This window comes from Streptosporangium sp. NPDC000239 (assembly GCF_040300765.1).
Taxonomy (GTDB): domain Bacteria; phylum Actinomycetota; class Actinomycetes; order Streptosporangiales; family Streptosporangiaceae; genus Streptosporangium.
On the sequence record NZ_JBEPEI010000003.1, the window covers coordinates 546596 to 562697 of the forward strand.

Annotated in this window: 13 protein-coding genes; 4 read left to right on the forward strand and 9 right to left on the reverse strand. The window is 72.4% G+C overall.

Translation table 11 applies throughout. The features are described from left to right. Positions 1 to 65 precede the first annotated feature (65 nt). The 3 genes from ABT340_RS11650 to ABT340_RS11660 all read left to right on the forward strand — a co-directional run bounded on the left by ABT340_RS11650 (position 66) and on the right by ABT340_RS11660 (position 5301). Positions 66 to 1631: a cobyric acid synthase gene (locus tag ABT340_RS11650; protein WP_352010644.1), complete on the forward strand. Its 1566-nt coding sequence runs from the start codon at positions 66 to 68 to the stop codon at positions 1629 to 1631. A gap of 3 nt (positions 1632 to 1634) precedes the next feature. Then, complete coding sequence (locus ABT340_RS11655) at positions 1635 to 1844, forward strand: SHOCT domain-containing protein (RefSeq protein WP_352010645.1); 210 nt, start codon at positions 1635 to 1637, stop codon at positions 1842 to 1844. An 82-nt stretch (positions 1845 to 1926) separates the two neighbouring features. After that, the gene (locus ABT340_RS11660) at positions 1927 to 5301 is read left to right on the forward strand and encodes an NACHT domain-containing protein (RefSeq protein WP_352010646.1); all 3375 of its coding nucleotides are present in this window, start codon (positions 1927 to 1929) and stop codon (positions 5299 to 5301) included. Here ABT340_RS11660 and ABT340_RS11665 read toward each other — a convergent pair. Both ABT340_RS11665 and ABT340_RS11670 read right to left on the reverse strand, forming a co-directional pair. Then, positions 5298 to 6335 carry a 1-acyl-sn-glycerol-3-phosphate acyltransferase gene (locus ABT340_RS11665; protein WP_352010647.1) on the reverse strand — a complete coding sequence of 346 codons (1038 nt, stop codon included), beginning with the start codon at positions 6333 to 6335 and terminating at the stop codon, positions 5298 to 5300. The genes ABT340_RS11660 and ABT340_RS11665 overlap by 4 nt on opposite strands. Before the next feature lie 14 nt (positions 6336 to 6349). Beyond that, a complete protein-coding gene (locus tag ABT340_RS11670) occupies positions 6350 to 7180 on the reverse strand; it encodes a patatin-like phospholipase family protein (protein WP_352010648.1) in 831 nt (276 codons plus the stop codon). 108 nt (positions 7181 to 7288) lie between these two features. Here ABT340_RS11670 and ABT340_RS11675 point away from each other — a divergent pair, with 108 nt between their 5' ends. Next, positions 7289 to 8617 carry an FAD-dependent oxidoreductase gene (locus ABT340_RS11675; RefSeq protein WP_352010649.1) on the forward strand — a complete coding sequence of 443 codons (1329 nt, stop codon included), beginning with the start codon at positions 7289 to 7291 and terminating at the stop codon, positions 8615 to 8617. A gap of 15 nt (positions 8618 to 8632) precedes the next feature. Here ABT340_RS11675 and ABT340_RS11680 read toward each other — a convergent pair whose 3' ends face one another. The 7 genes from ABT340_RS11680 to ABT340_RS11710 are packed head-to-tail and all read right to left on the reverse strand — an operon-like array spanning position 8633 to position 16063. Then, positions 8633 to 9592 (reverse strand): quinone oxidoreductase family protein, encoded by a 960-nt coding sequence (locus tag ABT340_RS11680; protein ID WP_352010650.1) that lies wholly within the window; start codon positions 9590 to 9592, stop codon positions 8633 to 8635. A gap of 57 nt (positions 9593 to 9649) precedes the next feature. Beyond that, on the reverse strand, positions 9650 to 11395 hold the full coding sequence (locus ABT340_RS11685; RefSeq protein WP_352010651.1) for a serine/threonine-protein kinase: 1746 nt from the start codon (positions 11393 to 11395) through the stop codon (positions 9650 to 9652). 40 nt (positions 11396 to 11435) lie between these two features. Further along, the gene (locus tag ABT340_RS11690) at positions 11436 to 12107 is read right to left on the reverse strand and encodes an HAD family hydrolase (RefSeq protein ID WP_352010652.1); all 672 of its coding nucleotides are present in this window, start codon (positions 12105 to 12107) and stop codon (positions 11436 to 11438) included. Beyond that, complete coding sequence (locus tag ABT340_RS11695) at positions 12097 to 13140, reverse strand: ABC transporter ATP-binding protein (protein WP_352010653.1); 1044 nt, start codon at positions 13138 to 13140, stop codon at positions 12097 to 12099. The genes ABT340_RS11690 and ABT340_RS11695 overlap by 11 nt, the downstream gene beginning before the upstream one ends. Then, a complete protein-coding gene (locus ABT340_RS11700) occupies positions 13137 to 14000 on the reverse strand; it encodes an ABC transporter permease (RefSeq protein ID WP_352010654.1) in 864 nt (287 codons plus the stop codon). Before ABT340_RS11700 ends, ABT340_RS11695 begins: the two co-directional genes overlap by 4 nt. Beyond that, positions 13988 to 14872 carry an ABC transporter permease gene (locus tag ABT340_RS11705; protein ID WP_352010655.1) on the reverse strand — a complete coding sequence of 295 codons (885 nt, stop codon included), beginning with the start codon at positions 14870 to 14872 and terminating at the stop codon, positions 13988 to 13990. The genes ABT340_RS11700 and ABT340_RS11705 overlap by 13 nt, the downstream gene beginning before the upstream one ends. A 3-nt stretch (positions 14873 to 14875) precedes the next feature. Further along, entirely contained in the window at positions 14876 to 16063 is a 1188-nt protein-coding gene (locus tag ABT340_RS11710; RefSeq protein WP_352010656.1) for an ABC transporter substrate-binding protein, read from the reverse strand. Positions 16064 to 16102 lie beyond the last annotated feature (39 nt).

Genomic DNA, 16102 nt, shown 5'->3' on the forward strand with positions numbered 1-16102 from the left:
GCCCCACGCCGGCAGGTCCGCCCACGCCGCCAGGCCGACATGGGCGGTACGGCATGCTGTGAGGTATGACGAGCCTTCCCCCACATGATGCTCCGGCCCCGGTCAAAGGGGCGTTGCTGGTCGCCGGGACCACCTCGGACGCGGGCAAGAGCGTCGTCACCGCCGGGATCTGCCGCTGGCTGGCCAGGCAGGGGGTGCGGGTGGCGCCGTACAAGGCGCAGAACATGTCGCTGAACTCCTTCGTCACCGCCGACGGCGCCGAGATCGGCAGGGCGCAGGCGATGCAGGCCGCCGCGTGCGGCCTTGAGCCCTCCGCGGACATGAACCCGATCCTCCTCAAGCCGGGCAGCGACCGGCGCAGCCAGGTCGTGGTCATGGGCAGACCGCTGGCCGAGGTGGACGCCATGGAGTACTGGGACGTCAAGGAACGGCTGCGCCAGGTGGCCGTGGACGCGCTCGGGCGGCTGCGGGAACGCTACGACGTGGTGGTCTGCGAGGGGGCGGGCAGTCCCGCCGAGATCAACCTGCGCAGGGGCGACATCGCGAACATGGGCCTGGCCAGGGCGGCGGACCTGCCGGTGGTCGTGGTCGGGGACATCGACAGGGGCGGTGTCTTCGCCTCGCTGTACGGCACGGTCGCCCTTCTCGATCCGGACGACCAGGCGCTGGTGGCCGGGTTCGTGATCAACAAGTTCAGGGGGGCACCGGAGATCCTCGCCCCCGGCCTCGACATGATCAGGGGACTGACGGGCCGCGAGGTGTACGGCGTGCTGCCCTGGCTGGACGGCCTGTGGCTGGACGTGGAGGACTCCCTGGCCCTGAACGGCAGGCCCACGGCCACCCGCCCGCCGTACGGCCGGCAGACCCTGAGGGTCGCGGTGGTGAGACTGCCGAGGGTGTCCAACTTCACCGACTTCGACGCGCTGGCCGCGGAGCCCGGGGTGACGGTCAGGTTCGTGACCTCGCCCGCCGAACTCGACGACGTCGACCTGGTGGTGCTGCCAGGGTCCAGGGCCACGGTCTCCGACCTGGCGTGGCTGCGCGCGAGCGGACTGGCCGGCGCGCTGCCGGGGCGGGCGGTGCTGGGCATCTGCGGCGGTTACCAGATGCTCGCCGGGACGATCCACGACGACGTCGAGTCGGGGGAGGGGACGGTCGAGGGGCTGGGGCTGCTGCCGGCGACGGTGGAGTTCGCCGCGGAGAAGACGCTGGGGCGGCCCTCGGGGGTCGCTTACGGCTGCCGGGTCGAGGCCTACGAGATCCACCACGGCGTGGTGACCGCGCACGGGGGAGAGCCCTTCCTCGACGGCTGCCGCTCCGGCTCGGTCTGGGGTACCACCTGGCACGGGGCGCTGGAGAACGACGACTTCCGCAGGGCTTTCCTCGCCGACGTCGCGGCCGTCAGCGGGCGTGACTTCGTCCCGGCTCCGGACGTCTCCTTCGCCGCGTTGCGGCAGGAGAGGCTGGACGCCCTGGGCGACATGGTCGAGCGGCACCTGGACACCGGCGCCCTGCTCCGGCTGCTCGACGGCGGTGCCCCCCGGGGTCTGCCGGTGCTGCCGCCGGGCGGGTCCTTGCGTGAAGCGCCGGACTTCTCGCAGAATTTCGCACAACAGAAGCATGGGAGGTGAGTGATGCTCCGGCTCGTACTGCCCCTGCTCGTCATCGCGGTGATCGTCCTGGTGGTCGTCCGCCCGGGGCCGCTCGTGCGCATGCTGCGGGGGAAGCCGCGGCCCGCGCTCGAAGAAGACCCTCGTGAGATCCTCAAGCGCCGTTACGCGGCGGGAGAGATCGACGAGGACGAGTACTTCCGTCGCATGTCGGGGCTCTCCCAGGACTGGTAGCTCCGTGGTTATCCGGATTTTTCAGTAACCGGCGTCTTTTTGGTTGATCATTGGAGGGGATCACCGCGCGCCGAGGAGCAGCATGTCCGGACTGGAAGCCGTCGTCGCCGCAGCGGGCAGAGCCGTCGCCGAACGCGCCCTGCGGGAGGGCCTGGCCGCCCGCGCCGCCAAGGCCGAACGCGACGCCGACCTGTCCGAGCTGATCCGGGCCGGCTTCCCCGACCGGTTCGTACGGCGCAGCCTGGAACGCCAGCTCGCCGCCATCGCGGACGGCGTCGAACGGCGGATCGCGGTCCTCGCCGAGCAGGAGTACGGCGGCCTCACCGAGAACGACAGGACGGCCGTGCTGCACGAGGTCGTCGCCGCCCTCGAATCGGCCGATCTGTCGGACAGGGCCCTCATGGCCGCCGACATGGACCCCGTCAAGCTCGCCAAAGATCTCAGGAAGGGCCTCGGCGACCCCGCGCGCCAGCTCGGCGAGGCCGGGGCCAGGCTGTACGACGTGCTGCTCGACGAGTGCCTCGACTGCCTGCTCAGGATCGTCAGGCAGCTGCCGCAGTATCTCCCCAGGGCCGCCACCGAGGCCCTGAGCCGCCTGTCCGCCGTGGAGGAGCGGATCGCCGCCCTCGGCCAGCAGGTCGCCTCAGGACTGGCCAGGCTGCCCGCCCGCTCGCTCGACGCGCCGACCGGCACCCAGGACGACGCGGAGTTCGAACGCCGCTATCTCGAACACCTCGGCACCACCCTCGACGAGGTCGAGCTGTTCGGCGTCCGGGTGGAGAACTACCGCCCCCGCGCGACGCTGAGCGTCGCCTACATCAGCCTCAACGTCTCGCTGGAGGACCGCTCGCGCGAGCGCGTCCCCGAGCGGATGCGCTTCGCCGACCTGACCGACCTGCCCGGTGCGGGCGGTGGGTACGAGGCGGCGACCCTGCGGGTGGAGAGTGCCCTCGGCCGTTCCCGCCGGGTGCTGCTGCGGGGCGACGCGGGCTCGGGCAAGAGCACGCTGCTGCGCTGGCTGTCGGTGACCGCCGCGCGGAACGGCTTCTTCGGGGACCTGGCCCCCTGGAAGGGCCGTGTCCCGCTCTTCGTCAAGCTCCGCAGCCACCCCTCGGGCAGGCTGCCGGGCCCCGAGGACCTCCTCGCCGACGTCGCGGCGCCGCTCGCGGGCCGGATGCCCGAGGGCTGGGCGCACCGGATTCTCGACGCGGGACGCGCCCTGCTGCTCGTGGACGGGGTGGACGAGCTGGCCGTACGGCACCGGCCTGCGGTCAGGCAGTGGCTCGGCGGGCTGCTGGCCGCCTACCCGGGGACCGTGACCGTGGTGACCTCCCGGCCCGCGGCGGCCGACGCGCGCTGGCTGGCGGAGGAGGGCTTCTCCCCGGTCCTGCTGGAGCCCATGACCCCCGCCGACCTGCGCGAGCTGGTACGGCAGTGGCACGTCGCGATGCGGGGCTCCCGGAGCCTGCCGTGCGCGCCGGAGCGGCTCGACGAGTACGAGGGCGCGCTGCTGGCCAGGTTCGAGAGCAGCCCGCACCTGCGGGCGCTGGCCTCGACGCCGTTGCTCGCGGCGATGCTGTGCGCGCTCAACCTCGACCGGGGCAAACAGCTGCCGCGCAACCGGATGGGCCTGTACGAGGCCGCCCTGGAACTGCTGCTCGAACGCCGGGACGCAGAACGCGGCATCGCCGTCGAGGTCACCCTCGAACCCGAGCAGAAGGTCCGCATCCTCCAGGACCTGGCCTGGCGGCTCACGATGCTGGGCCGCTCAGAACTTTCCTCGGCCACGGCGCTCAAACGGGTCGAGGAGCGCATCGGGACCATGCCCAGGGTCGAGGCACCCGCGCGGGCCGTACTCGACCATCTGCTGCAGCGCAGCGGGGTGATCAGGGAGCCGGTTCCCGGGCGGATCGACTTCGTGCACCGGACGGTCCAGGAGTATCTCGCGGCCAAGCAGGCGGCCGACGACGCCGACGTCGAACCGCTGGTCGAGCGGGCCCACCTGGACCAGTGGCGCGAGACGGTGGTGATGGCCGCCGGGCACGCCAACGCCCCGGTACGGCGGGAACTGCTCGGCGGCCTGCTCGACCGGATCGACGGCCGGGACAGGCACGCGCGCAGGCTGCGGCTGCTGGTCGCCGGCTGCCTGGAGACGATCCAGGAACTCCCGCGCGACCTGGAGGAACGGGTCGAGGCGTGCCTGGCCGAGGTGATCCCGCCCAGGAACGCGGCCGAGGCGAGGGTGCTCGCGCTCGCGGGAGAGGAGGTCCTGCGCCGTCTTCCCGACGACCTGGGCGGCCTGTCGCAGGCGCGGGCGGTGGCGACGGTGCGGACCTGCTGGCTGGTCAACGGCCCGCGCGCGCTGCGCAGGCTCGCCGGGTACCGGGACGACCCCCGGGGGAAGGTCCAGGAGGAACTCGTCGCCGGGTGGGACTACTTCGACCCCGACCACTACGCCACCGAGGTCCTCGCGGACGCGCCACTGCTCGATGAAAGGCTGGAGGTCGACAACCCGCGTCTGCTGGGCAGCCTCCACCGTCTGGAGCGGCTGCGCAGCCTCCACGTGTCCTGTCCCGTTTCCGGTGGGCTGGACTTCCTGCGCGGCCTGCCGAGGTTACGCGGGCTGACCGTGTACTCCATGGACTCCATGGACGAGGCCGACCTCGACGCCGTGGGGACTCTGACGGGCCTGGAGTGGCTGTCGATCGACGTGGAGTCGTCACTTCCCGCCGACCTGGAGCCCCTCACCCGGCTGTCCGCGCTGGAGGATCTGATCCTGCAGGGCCGTGGCTTCACCGGAGATCTCGCCTTCCTCGACCGGATGCCCCGTCTCGACATATTGACCCTCGCGGGTCTGGCGCTGATCGACGACTTCGGTCCGGTCGCCAGGCAGACCGAGCTGAGGAGTCTGCACCTCCATCAGGCTCCCCGCCTGAAGGACCTGAGATTCCTCGCGGATCTTCCGCGGCTGGGGAGCTTCGCTCTCTCCGGCGGCGACGTCGCCGGCGGGCTACGCGTCCTGGCCGATCACTGTCCGCGGCTTCGCTCGGTGAGCCTGTGGGACACCACCGTCGACGACCTGGACGCGCTCGACGCCTTCGACGACCTCTTCCTGCTGCGTCTCGGGACGTGCCCGGTGAGGGACCTGTCACCCTTGGCCCGTCGGCGCGGCCTCGAAAGCCTGACCCTCTACGAGACCCCGGCCTCCGACCTCGGTCCGCTGGCCGAGCTGTCGAAACTTGAGTTTCTCTCCCTTGAGAGATCCTCCCAGGTGACGGATCTGTCGCCGCTCGCTTCTCTGACCGAGCTGCGGTCGGTCAGTGTGCGAGGCATGACATCCGACCTCGACCTGGCCCCGCTGGCCGGGAAGCCGGGGCTTCGCGTGATCGCTGACCCAACCCAGAAGTTCCGCAACGTCCACCTGCTGCACCGCAGCGCGAAGATCGAGAGGTCCTAACCCTCGGCCCCGGCGACCGGGGCCGAGCGGTGTTCGGTGATCCAGGCGTCTATCCTGTCCCACTGGTCGAACAGCCAGGTGATCCGTTCCTCCCGGCCTGTGGGCACGTCCTCCGCCCGCACCCGCCACCACCCCGCCCTTACCTCCGCGCGCACCGGCAGCCTGCGCCAGACGTCGCCGAGGGTGACCAGGTCGTCCAGGCCGGTGTGGGCCACGAAGACCACGTCGGCGGACGGGCAGGCCTCGATGGCGGCCAGGGCCCCGTTGGGGCGGGGCGGCAGCAGGTGTTCGAGGCGCCGGGCGCGGGCGGCCTCCTCACGCAGCCCCCGGTCCTCCAGGCGCAGGATCGCCCGTCCCCGGCGTTTCGGGGTGAAGTTGCCCCCCTCGGGGAAGATCACCAGGGCGTCGTCGGCCTCCATGTCCGAGGCCAGGCGGCGGATCTCGGTGACGACGCCGCCCGTCTCCACGTCGGGCGGGACGAAGGCGTTCGGCAGCCGGTTGACCACGACGTCCAGGGACGGGTCGAGCTGCAGCGCCGCCTTCATCACGATCCTGGGGCGCCTGCCGTACCGGGTGAGCAGGTGGTGGACGAGCAGGACGGAGTCGCCGGGGCCCGCGTGCCGGGACAGGACGATCACCGGACGGGTCAGGCGGCGGGACAGCTCCTCGGGGGTCGCCCTCGGCTCGTCTATCTCGACGCTCAGCCCGAAGATCCGTACGGCGGCGCCGTACACGCTGGACAGCAGCCATCTGACCAGGGCGTAGTGCCGCTCCTCACGTTCGTCGTGGCTCAGCCTGCCGCCCAGGTCGATGATCCACAGCCACAGGCAGGCGATCAGCGCCATGGACTCCAGCGTCAGCCACGCCACCGCGAACCAGACGAGCCGGGTGCCGCGCCGTTGCGGGGGCGGCAGGCGCAGTGAGGCCGCGGTGACCACCAGCAGCCAGACAGGCAGGGTGACCACCGCGGCCACGGTGAGCACGATGACGAGGGGGGCGAGGACCAACCGGCGGATGATGCGCGGAGGAAGCATGGCCACCCCCTCTTCTATCGGGCCAGTTCGGCGAGGTAGCGGGAGGAGGCCTCGTAGGCCCGCCGGATGTGTCCGGAGATCTGCGAGGAGTCCCGGTAACGCAGCTGGGAGAGGTCGACGCCCGGCCTGTTCTCCGAGCCGGAGGGCATGACGTGCACCTCGACCCCTCCGGGCAGGGCGGCCATCTCCTCGGCGAAACGGTGCCTGCGGGCGATCTCGAAGGCGATCAGGCCGACCTCCCAGGGACGGCGCGGGACGGTCAGCGGCCGTTCGATCCGGCCGACGTGCAGGACGTAGACGCGGCGGGCGCCCAGGGCGACCGCCCGGCCGACCGGGATGCTGTGCACCAGGCCGCCGTCGAGGAAGTGGTCGTCGCCGACCCGGATCGGCGGCAGCAGGCCGGGCACCGCGCACGAGGCCAGGACCGCCTCGACCAGCGGGCCCTCGGTGAACCAGTGGGCGCGGGCGTGCTCCACGGAGGCGGCGACGCACTGGAACGGCACCGCCAGCTCCTCGATGCGGGACACGGGCAGCGTCCGGGTCAGCAGTTCGCGCAGCGGCTCCGGGGAGTGCAGGTGGGTGCCGCTCCTGGCCAGCGTGGACAGGCGGGTGACCCACGATCCGGCGAAGGCCGTACGGACGACCTCGGAGCGCCACAGGGAGGTGAGGTGCCTGACCGCGTCACCGGGGTGGGCCGCGAGCACCACGCCGTTCAGCGCTCCGACGGAGGTGCCGACGACCACGTCCGGTTTGACGCCCGCCTCGTCGAGCGCGCGCAGCATGCCCACCTCGTGGGCCCCGAGCACGCCTCCGCCGCCGAGCACGAAAGCGGTGTCCACATCCATGGCTTCACGATAGACGGCTTCGTCCCGGCTGTTTCCTGACGTCAAGTCTCGATCTTCGGTGATCTTTCCGGCAGATTCGAACCGTTGGTACGGCGACGGGAGGCGATGATGATCCGCAGGGCTGGGAAACACGCGGTTGTGCTGGGGGCGGGGATGGGCGGGCTGCTCACCGCGCGGGCGCTGGCCGACTTCTACGACCGGGTGACGCTCGTCGAGCGGGACGACCTGTCGGGGGAGGGACCGGACGGGCCGCGCAGGGGCGTGCCGCAGGGCTTCCACGCCCACGCCCTGCTGCCCAGGGGGTTACGGATCATCGAGGAGCTGTTCCCCGGCGTCACGGAGGAGATGGTGGCGGCCGGGGCGGTGTCGTACGAGATGATCGTGCACTTACGGATGATCATGGGGGGCCACGAGTTCGCGCGGACGCCGACCGGGGAGCGGGGCATCTCGGCGACCAGGCCCTTCCTCGAACGGCACGTGCTGGGCAGGGTACGGGCGTTGCCGACGGTGACGGTACGGGACCGCAGCCAGGTCACCGGCCTCATGACGGACGACTCCTCCGGGACGGCACGGGTCGCCGGGGTGCGGATCGCCACCGCCGGACGGGCCGGTGCCGACGAGGAACTGCCCGCCGACCTCGTCGTGGACGTCATGGGCAGGGGAGGGCGGACGCTCGCCTGGCTGGAGACGATGGGGTTCGAGCGGCCCGAGGAGGAGGTCGTCAAGGTCGAGGTGTCCTACGCGACGTGGTACCTGCGCCTTCCCGAGGGGTCGATGAAGGACAGGCTGGTCCTCGTCGGCACCTACCCGGGCCAGCCGAAGGGGGTGGCGCTGTGCCAGGTCGAGGGGGACCGCTGGCTGGCGACGCTCGGCGGCAACGCGGGCGCGCCCGCGCCCGCGGACCCCGCCGACTTCTTCGCCTGGGTCGATGAGGTCGTCCCCGCCGAGGTGGCCGCGGCGGTGCGCGCCGCCGAACCGCTCGGAGAGATCGGGCTGGCCAGGATTCCGGCCAGCGTACGGCGCCACTACGAGCGGTTGACGCGCTTCCCGGAGGGGCTGCTGGTCGCCGGGGACGCGTTGTGCAACTTCAACCCGATCTACGGGCAGGGGATGTCGGTCGCCGCGCTTGAGGCGTCCGCGATGCGCGAGTGCCTGCGCGAGGGCACCGAGGGCCTGGCCCGCCGCTACTTCACCGCGGCGGCCAAGGCCCTCGACCCCGCCTGGCAGCTGTCGACGGGCGCCGACCTGGCCGCGCGCGACACGGGGGTGCCCATGACCCCGCAGGCCAGGTTCATGGACGCCTACGTCCGCAGGCTGCAGCGGGCCGCCTCGCACGACGCCGAGGCCGCGGTCGCCTTCACCCGGGTGACCGGCCTGCTCGACCCCCCGTCCGCCCTCATGCGCCCGTCCGTCATGTGGCGGGTCCTGCGGGGCTGAACCCTCGCAGGGCCCCTACGGGAGCAGGAGGAGCTTGCCGGTGGTGCGGCGGGCCTCCAGGTCCCTGTGGGCCTGGGCGGCCTCGGACAGGGGGTAGCGGGCGGAGATGTGGACCCTGAGGTCGCCGGAGGCCACCCAGCCGAAGATGTTCGAGGCCCGCCAGGCCAGCTCGTCGCGGGTGGCGACGTAGGGACCGAGGCTGGGGCGGGTCAGGAACAGGGAGCCGCCCCTGGCCAGGACCTGCGGGTCGACGGGCGGGACCGGGCCGCTGGCCTGGCCGTACAGGGCCATCATGCCGCGCGGGCGCAGCGAGGCGACGCTGTCGTCGAAGGTGGCCGCGCCGACGCCGTCGTAGACGACGTGCACGCCGGAACCGGTCAGGTCGCGCACCGCCTCGGCGAAGCCGTCGTAGCGCAGCACCTCGTCCGCGCCCGCCTGGCGGGCCAGTGTCTCCTTCTCCTCGGTCGAGACCGTGCCGATCACCCGGGCGCCGCGCAGCTTCGCGATCTGGACGAGCAGCAGGCCGACGCCCCCGGCCGCCGCGTGCACCAGCACGTCGTCGCCGGGCTTCACCTCGTAGGTGGAGTGGGTCAGGTAGTGGGCGGTCAGTCCCTGCAGGGTCACCGCCGCCGCCTGTTCGGCGTCGATCCCCTCGGGTACGGCCAGCAGTTGCGAGGCGGGCACCACCGCGCGGGCGGCGTAGCTGCCCATCACCCCGGCCCAGGCCACGGTGTCACCGACGGACAGACCGGTCACGTCCTCGCCGACGGCGGCCACGGTGCCCGCGCCCTCGTTGCCGGGGACGAAGGGCAGCGAGAGCGGGTAGCGGCCGATCCGGTGGTAGACGTCGATGAAGTTCACCCCGCTGGCGGCGACGTCGACGAGCACCTCACCGGGATTCGGCTCCGGGTCCGGGTGGTCGGTGTAGGCGAGGACCTCGGGACCGCCGGTCGCGGAGACGACTATGGCACGCATCGTGCTGGCTCCTTCGCTCGTTGGATGGTTCGATCATCGTCCCCAACCCCGTGGGGGTCACTCGCTGTTCCCGCCGGAGGGCGTGGGGGAGTCGTCCTCGCGGGGGACGCCGCGCATGGTGAAGTTGTCGAAGGACGCCCTGAGTGTCGCGCTGCTCTTCTCCCCGACCCGGGCGAGCACGCCGACCTGGCCGCTGGGCAGCGGGTTGGCGTCGAGGACGGTCCCGACCTGCTCGCCGTCCACCCACATGGTCAGCCGCACGCCGTCGGGGCCGCCGGCGCACTCGGCCTGGATGCGCACCGGGCCCTTCTCCGGCAGGTCGACCGGGACGGCCTTGATCAGCTCGCCGCCGCCGCTCTTGACGGCCTTGCGGATGCGGGCCGTGCCGAGGGTGTCGACCAGGAACTCGTAGCGGGTCGCCTCGTAGCTCTCCTCGCCGCGGCAGAACAGGCCGTACTCGCCGGGCCCCTCGGTTCCTGGGCGGGTCCCTGCGTCGACGCCCAGCAGGAACCGGTCGGGAATGACCGGGGTCGGGCTGGCCAGGAGGTTGGGGACCACGGGCGGGGCGGTCAGGAAGCCGATCGGCGCCTTCTGCCGTCCCACCGGGTAGCCGCCGTCCACGTCCACGGCGTAGAAGCCGTCGGGGGAGTAGCCGTACCGGTCGGACGTGCCGTCGTAGACGCCGCCGCTCCAGCCGTTGCCGCTCTGGGTGAAGTCCTCCTGGTAGAGCAGGGGGAGGTTCTCCGGCGGCCCTCCCGAGGCCAGGCTGAGCAACAGCCCGGCTCCCGCGACCACCACGGCCAGGGCGGAGACCGCCCCGACCACGACCGTCCTCGTGGTACGGCGTCGCCGCGGAGGGGGCGTGCCCGGCAGGACCGTCGTCCCGAGCGGCTCCTGGCCGGTCCACACGGCCGTCCCGCCCGCCTCGACGAAGTCGGGCACCGCGGGGCCGCGCTGCCAGGCGGCCTGGACCGAGTCCGCGGCCTGCTCGTGCGGGGCCGAGCGGCCGACCAGGTGGTCGAGGATCTGCTGGGAGGTCGGTCTGCGCAGGGGGTCCTTGGCGATGGCGTGGGTCACCAGCTCGCGCAGCGACCCCTCAAGGCCGTCGAGGGAGGGTTCGGTGTTGAGCACCTGGTAGAGCACCGACGGCAGGCTCTCCCCGCCGAAGGGGGCCTTGCCGCTGGCGGCGAAGGCGACCAGGCAGCCCCAGGAGAAGACGTCGCACGCCGCCGACAGCGGTTCGCCGCGCAGGGCCTCGGGCGCCATGTAGCGGGGGGTGCCGAGGATCTCTCCGGTCCCGGTGATCCCGCCGAGCGTGTCGAGCGCGCGGGCGATGCCGAAGTCGATCACCCGGGGGCCCACCGGGGAGAGCAGCACGTTGGAGGGCTTGAGGTCGCGATGGACCACCCCGGCGGAGTGGATGGCGGCCAGCGCGGTCGCCACGCCGACCGCGAGCGAGTCGAGGCTGGAGCCGCGCAGCGGCCCGCCGTTCTGTACGGCCTCCTCCAGGTTGGGGCCGGGGACGTACTCGGTGACGACGTAGAGCTGGTCGCCGTCGAGCGCGGTCTCGATCACGGCGGCCGTGCAGAACCTGCGTACCCGCTGGGCGGCGTCGGCCTCGCGGCGGAAGCGCATCCTGAACTGGTCGTGGCGGCTGTACTCGGGGTTGATGACCTTGATGGCGACTCGCTGCCCGTCGGGTGCCTCACCGAGGTAGACGGTGCCCATTCCCCCTCTGCCGAGCTGGCCGACCACCCGGTACTGCCCTATTTGGAAGGAATCACCCGCATCCAGATCGTCCACCGCCACACCTAACCACCGCATCCGCCATTGCACGAACGGCTCAGCCTATCGAGATCTCCCCCGCCACCAGCCTCCGCAGCAGCGTGACGTCGATCTTTTCCAGGCTGTTCACGGAGAGCACGCCGTACGGCACGGCGCGCGCCCCCGCGACGGCGACCGCCCTGCACCCCGCGGCCAGGGCGGAGGCCAGGCCGACGGGGCTGTCCTCGACGGCCACGCACACGGCGGGGTCGAGGCCGAGACCGGCTGCGGCCAGCAGGTAGGGGTCGGGCGCGGGCTTGCCGCGCGGGGCGTCCTCCGCGGCGACCACCAGACGGAAGCGCTCAGCCCCGACCGTACGGAGCACCGGTTCGACGATCCGCCGGGAGGAGGCGGTGACCAGGGCGGTCGGCACCCCGGCCGAGGCCAGGCCGTCCAGCAGCGCGAGCGCGCCGGGCAGCGGGGTCACCCCGAGGGCGATCAGGCGGGCGAACTCCCCGGTGAGCCGCTCGCTGATCCACCCGAGGGGAACGCCGGGCCGTTGGAGGTGGGCGGCGGTGTGCTCGGCGGGGCGGCCGTGCACGTGTTCGGGGTCGACCTCACCGGGCCGCAGGCCGAGTTCGGCGGCCACCGCCGCGCACGCCCGCCGCCACAGCCCCTCGGTGTCCACGACGGTGCCGTCCATGTCGAACAGGACGGCGCCCAGTTCAGGGGGCGGCGGTTCAGGGAGCATCGGCGCGGCCCGCGACGAGGACGGGCCGCCGTACGAGACCGACGCCGACCCTGGTGCCGGGCGCCAGCCGGGCCGTGTCGTGGCCGGGCACGTCGCTGAGCATCTCCAGGTCGCCGAGCCGTACCCGCAGCCTGGCCGAGGAACCGCGGAAGGAGGAGGCGACGACGAGTCCCTCCCCCTCCGGGTCGGGGGACAGGAGCACGGCCTCGGGGCGGGCCAGCACGTCCACCTCGGGTGTGGCGGGCAGCGGGCCCTCCACGGGCAGCCTCAGGCCGAGGACCGTGACCTCCCTGCCGGAGAGGCGGCCCGGCAGGTGGTTCATCGTGCCGACGAACTCGGCCACGAACGGCGTGGCGGGCCTGTCGTAGACCTCGGCGGGCGGGGCGCACTGTTCGAGCCGTCCCTCCCGCATCACCGCGACCCGGTCGGCGACCGAGAGCGCCTCCTCCTGGTCGTGGGTGACGAAGACGGTGGTGATGCCCAGGTCGAGCTGCAGCCGCCGGATCTCCTCCCGCAGGGTGAGGCGCACCTTGGCGTCGAGCGCGGACAGCGGCTCGTCCAGCAGGAGTACCCGGGGCTCGGGTGCCAGCGCCCTGGCCAGCGCGACGCGCTGCTGCTGGCCGCCGGACAACTCGTGCGGGTAGCGCTCGCCGTGCGTGGGAAGCCCGACCAGTTCGAGCAGTTCGGCCGCCCTGGCGTGCCGTTTCGCGGCGGGCACCTTGCGGACCCGCAGGCCGAAGGCCACGTTGTCGCGGACGTTCAGGTTGGGGAACAGGCTGTAGGACTGGAAGACCATGCCCGTGTCCCTGCGGTTGGCCGGCCTGCGGGTGACGTCCTCGCCGTCGACGATCACGGCGCCCTCGTCGGGGTGCTCGAAGCCCGCGACACAGCGCAGCGCCGTGGTCTTGCCGCAGCCGGACGGCCCGAGCAGCGCCATCAGCTCACCGGGCCGGACGGTCAGGTCGAGGCCGTCCAGGGCGACCGTACGGCCGAACACCCGCCGCAGCCCGCGGAACTCGACACCGGCGGTCACGACGACCTCCTTCGTTCGACGCCCGCGCCGGACAGGGCGAGCGAGAGCAACCAGATGATCAACAGGCTCAGCAGCGAGACGGCGACGGACAGCTGCCCCTCGGAGCCCGCGACCGTCACGATCCAGACGGGGAAGGTCCGGTAGCCGAGCAGCGCGGCGACGGTGTACTCGCCGAACACCAGCGCCAGGGTGAGGAACGCGGCGCCGGTGATGGCCGAACGCAGGTTGGGGACGATCACGCGCAGCAGCACGTACGGCCACGAGGCCCCCAGGCCGCGGGCCGCCTCGACGAGGGTGCGCACGTCGATCGCCCGCAGCCCCGCGTCCAGCGACCGGTGGGCGAACGGCAGCGCCAGCACCACGTAGGCCAGCACCAGCACCACGGGGAACCGCTCGTCCTGGATCGCCATCAGCGTCCCCCAGAACGGCGTCGCGGCCAGCGCGTCCGGCCCGAACCGCAGCACCGTGCCGATCCCGGAGACGAACGTGATCGGCGGCACCACCAGCGGGAGCGTGCAGACCACCTCCAGCACCGGCCGCAGCCGGGGCGCGCCGAGCCGTACGGCCAGCGTCGCGGGCAGGGTGAGCCCGAGCGTGACCACGATCGTCGCCACGGCCAGGCCGAGCGACAGCAGCATGCTGGCCCCGAAGCCCTCGGCGGACACGATCCTCGGGTAGGGGGCCAGGGAGAACCCCTGACGCTCGTTGTAGGCGGTGAACCAGAACGAGGTGGCCAGCGGGAGCAGGAAGTAGACCGCCGCGAGTCCCAGTGCCAGGCCGCGCCACAGGCGGACCCGCCGCCTCCCGGCGGGGGCGAGGCTCCGGGGGGCGGCCTCAAGGACGGGGGTCACCGCAGCCATCGGCCGCTCCTTCTCTGCAGCGGCAGGTGCACCGCCATGACCAGGCCCGCCACGACGACCATGTCGAGGCTGAGCGCGAGCGCGACGTTCTCGTGCCCGACGAGCACGTCACCGGTGAGGGCGTCGGCGATCTGCAGGGTCACCAGGGGGACCGTGCTGCCGGTGATCGCCGCCGCGGTCGCGTACGCGGCGAACGCGCCGCCGAACAGCAGCACGAAACCGCCGAGCAGCGAGGGGGCGAGCACCGGGACGCCGACGTGCCGCCAGTACTGCCAGGCACTGGCCCCGCTGCTGTCGGCCGCCTCCCGCCACTGCGGTCTCAGGCCCTCAAGGGCGGGCGCCATGACCAGCACCATCAACGGCACGGAGAAGTACATGTAGACCAGGACCAGGCCCCAGAAGCCGTACAGGCTCCAGCCCGACTCGCCGAGCCCGAAGACCGTGGTGACCACCCCGGAGTTGCCCAGGGTCGCCACCCACAGGAACGCCAGCGGCACCCCGCCGAAGTTGGCCAGCACGCCCGAGGCGGACAGCACCGCCCCGCGCAGCGCCGCCGAGGAGGAGGTGACCACCGCCTGGGCGAGGAGGGCGCCCAGGAGCGCGCCGAGCGCCGCGACCACCGCCGACAGGCGCACGCTGCCCAGCAGGGTCGTGAGGTAGTTGCCCCGCAGGCTCTCGGCCAGGTTGGCGGTGCCGAGGAAGGTCCGGCCGCTCGCCGGGTCGGTGACGGTGAAGGCGCCCGACAGCAGCGCCACCGCGGGAATCCCGAACGCGAACGCCATGAAGGCCAGCAGGGGCACGGCGGCGGGCCAGGCGCGCCCGGTACGGCGTCCCGCGGCGGCCGTACCGGGAGGGGACATGGTTTCGGCCATGGGTCAGCCGCCGACTGCGGCGCCCCAACCGGTGGCCAGGACTTCCTTCGCCTTGGCGACCTGGGCGTCGGTCGGGAAGGTCGGCTCGCCCTCGACGGGAGGCAGGTTGGCCTCGGCCGCCTTGTCCACCGAGCCGTCGGCCTGCATCGCGGGCAGCAGCACCGGGCGGGCGAAGCCGCCGAGGTAGAGGTTCTGGCCCTCGGTGCTGTAGAGGAACTCCTGCCACAGGCGGGCGGCGGCCGGGTGCGGGGCGTCCTTGTTGATGGCCTGCGCGTAGAGCTGGAAGTACTTGCCGTCGGAGGGGATGACGGTCTTCCAGTCGAGGCCCTTGTCGACGAGCTTGGGGGCGTAGGCGGCGTTGTTGTAGTCCCAGTCGACGCTGATCTGGGTCTCGCCCTTCTCGATGGTCGCCGGGGTGGTCTCGACGGGGTTGAAGTTGCCCGCGGCCTTGAGCTTCTTGAAGAAGTCCAGGCCCGGCTGGATGTCGTCGAAGGAACCGCCGTTGGCCAGGGCCGCCGCGTAGACGCCCGCGAACGCCGAACCCGACTTGGTGGGGTTGCCGTTCATCGCGACCTTGCCCTTGTACTCGGGCTTGAGCAGGTCGGCGAAGGACTCGGGGCACTTGGCGATCTTCTTGGCGTCACAGCCGATCGAGACGTAGCCGCCGTAGTCGTTGAACCACAGGCCGGTCGGCTCCTTCTGGTTGTCCGGGATCTTGTCCCACGTCTGCACCTTGTAGGGCGCGAACAGGCCCTCGGCGGCGCCGCTGATGGCGAAGGACTGGCCGAGGTCGAGCACGTCGGGGGCGCGGTCCTGGCCCTTGCGGGTCTTCACCGCGTTGATCTCGTCGGCGCTCGCGGCGTCCGGGGTCTCGCTCTCGATCTCGATGCCGTACTTGGCGGTGAACGCCTCGATGATCTTGCCGTAGTTGGCCCAGTCCGGGGGCAGCGCGATGACGTGCAGCCTGCCCTCCTTCTTGGCGGCCTCGACGAGCTTGTCCAGCCCGCCGAGGTCGGCCGCCGAGGTGGCGGTGGCCGCCGCGCCCGCCGCCGGGGCCTGTCCCGCGGCGCCGGAGGCCGCGTCCGAGGAGGACGCGGCGGGGGACGCGGTCGTCGGGGCCGCGCCGCACGCCGTGACGCCCGCGGCGAGGAGGGCGGCCAGGCCCGCGAGGCGGACGCGAGATGAGATCACGTTCTCTCCCAGAGGGGATGTCGTGCACTAAGCACAGAA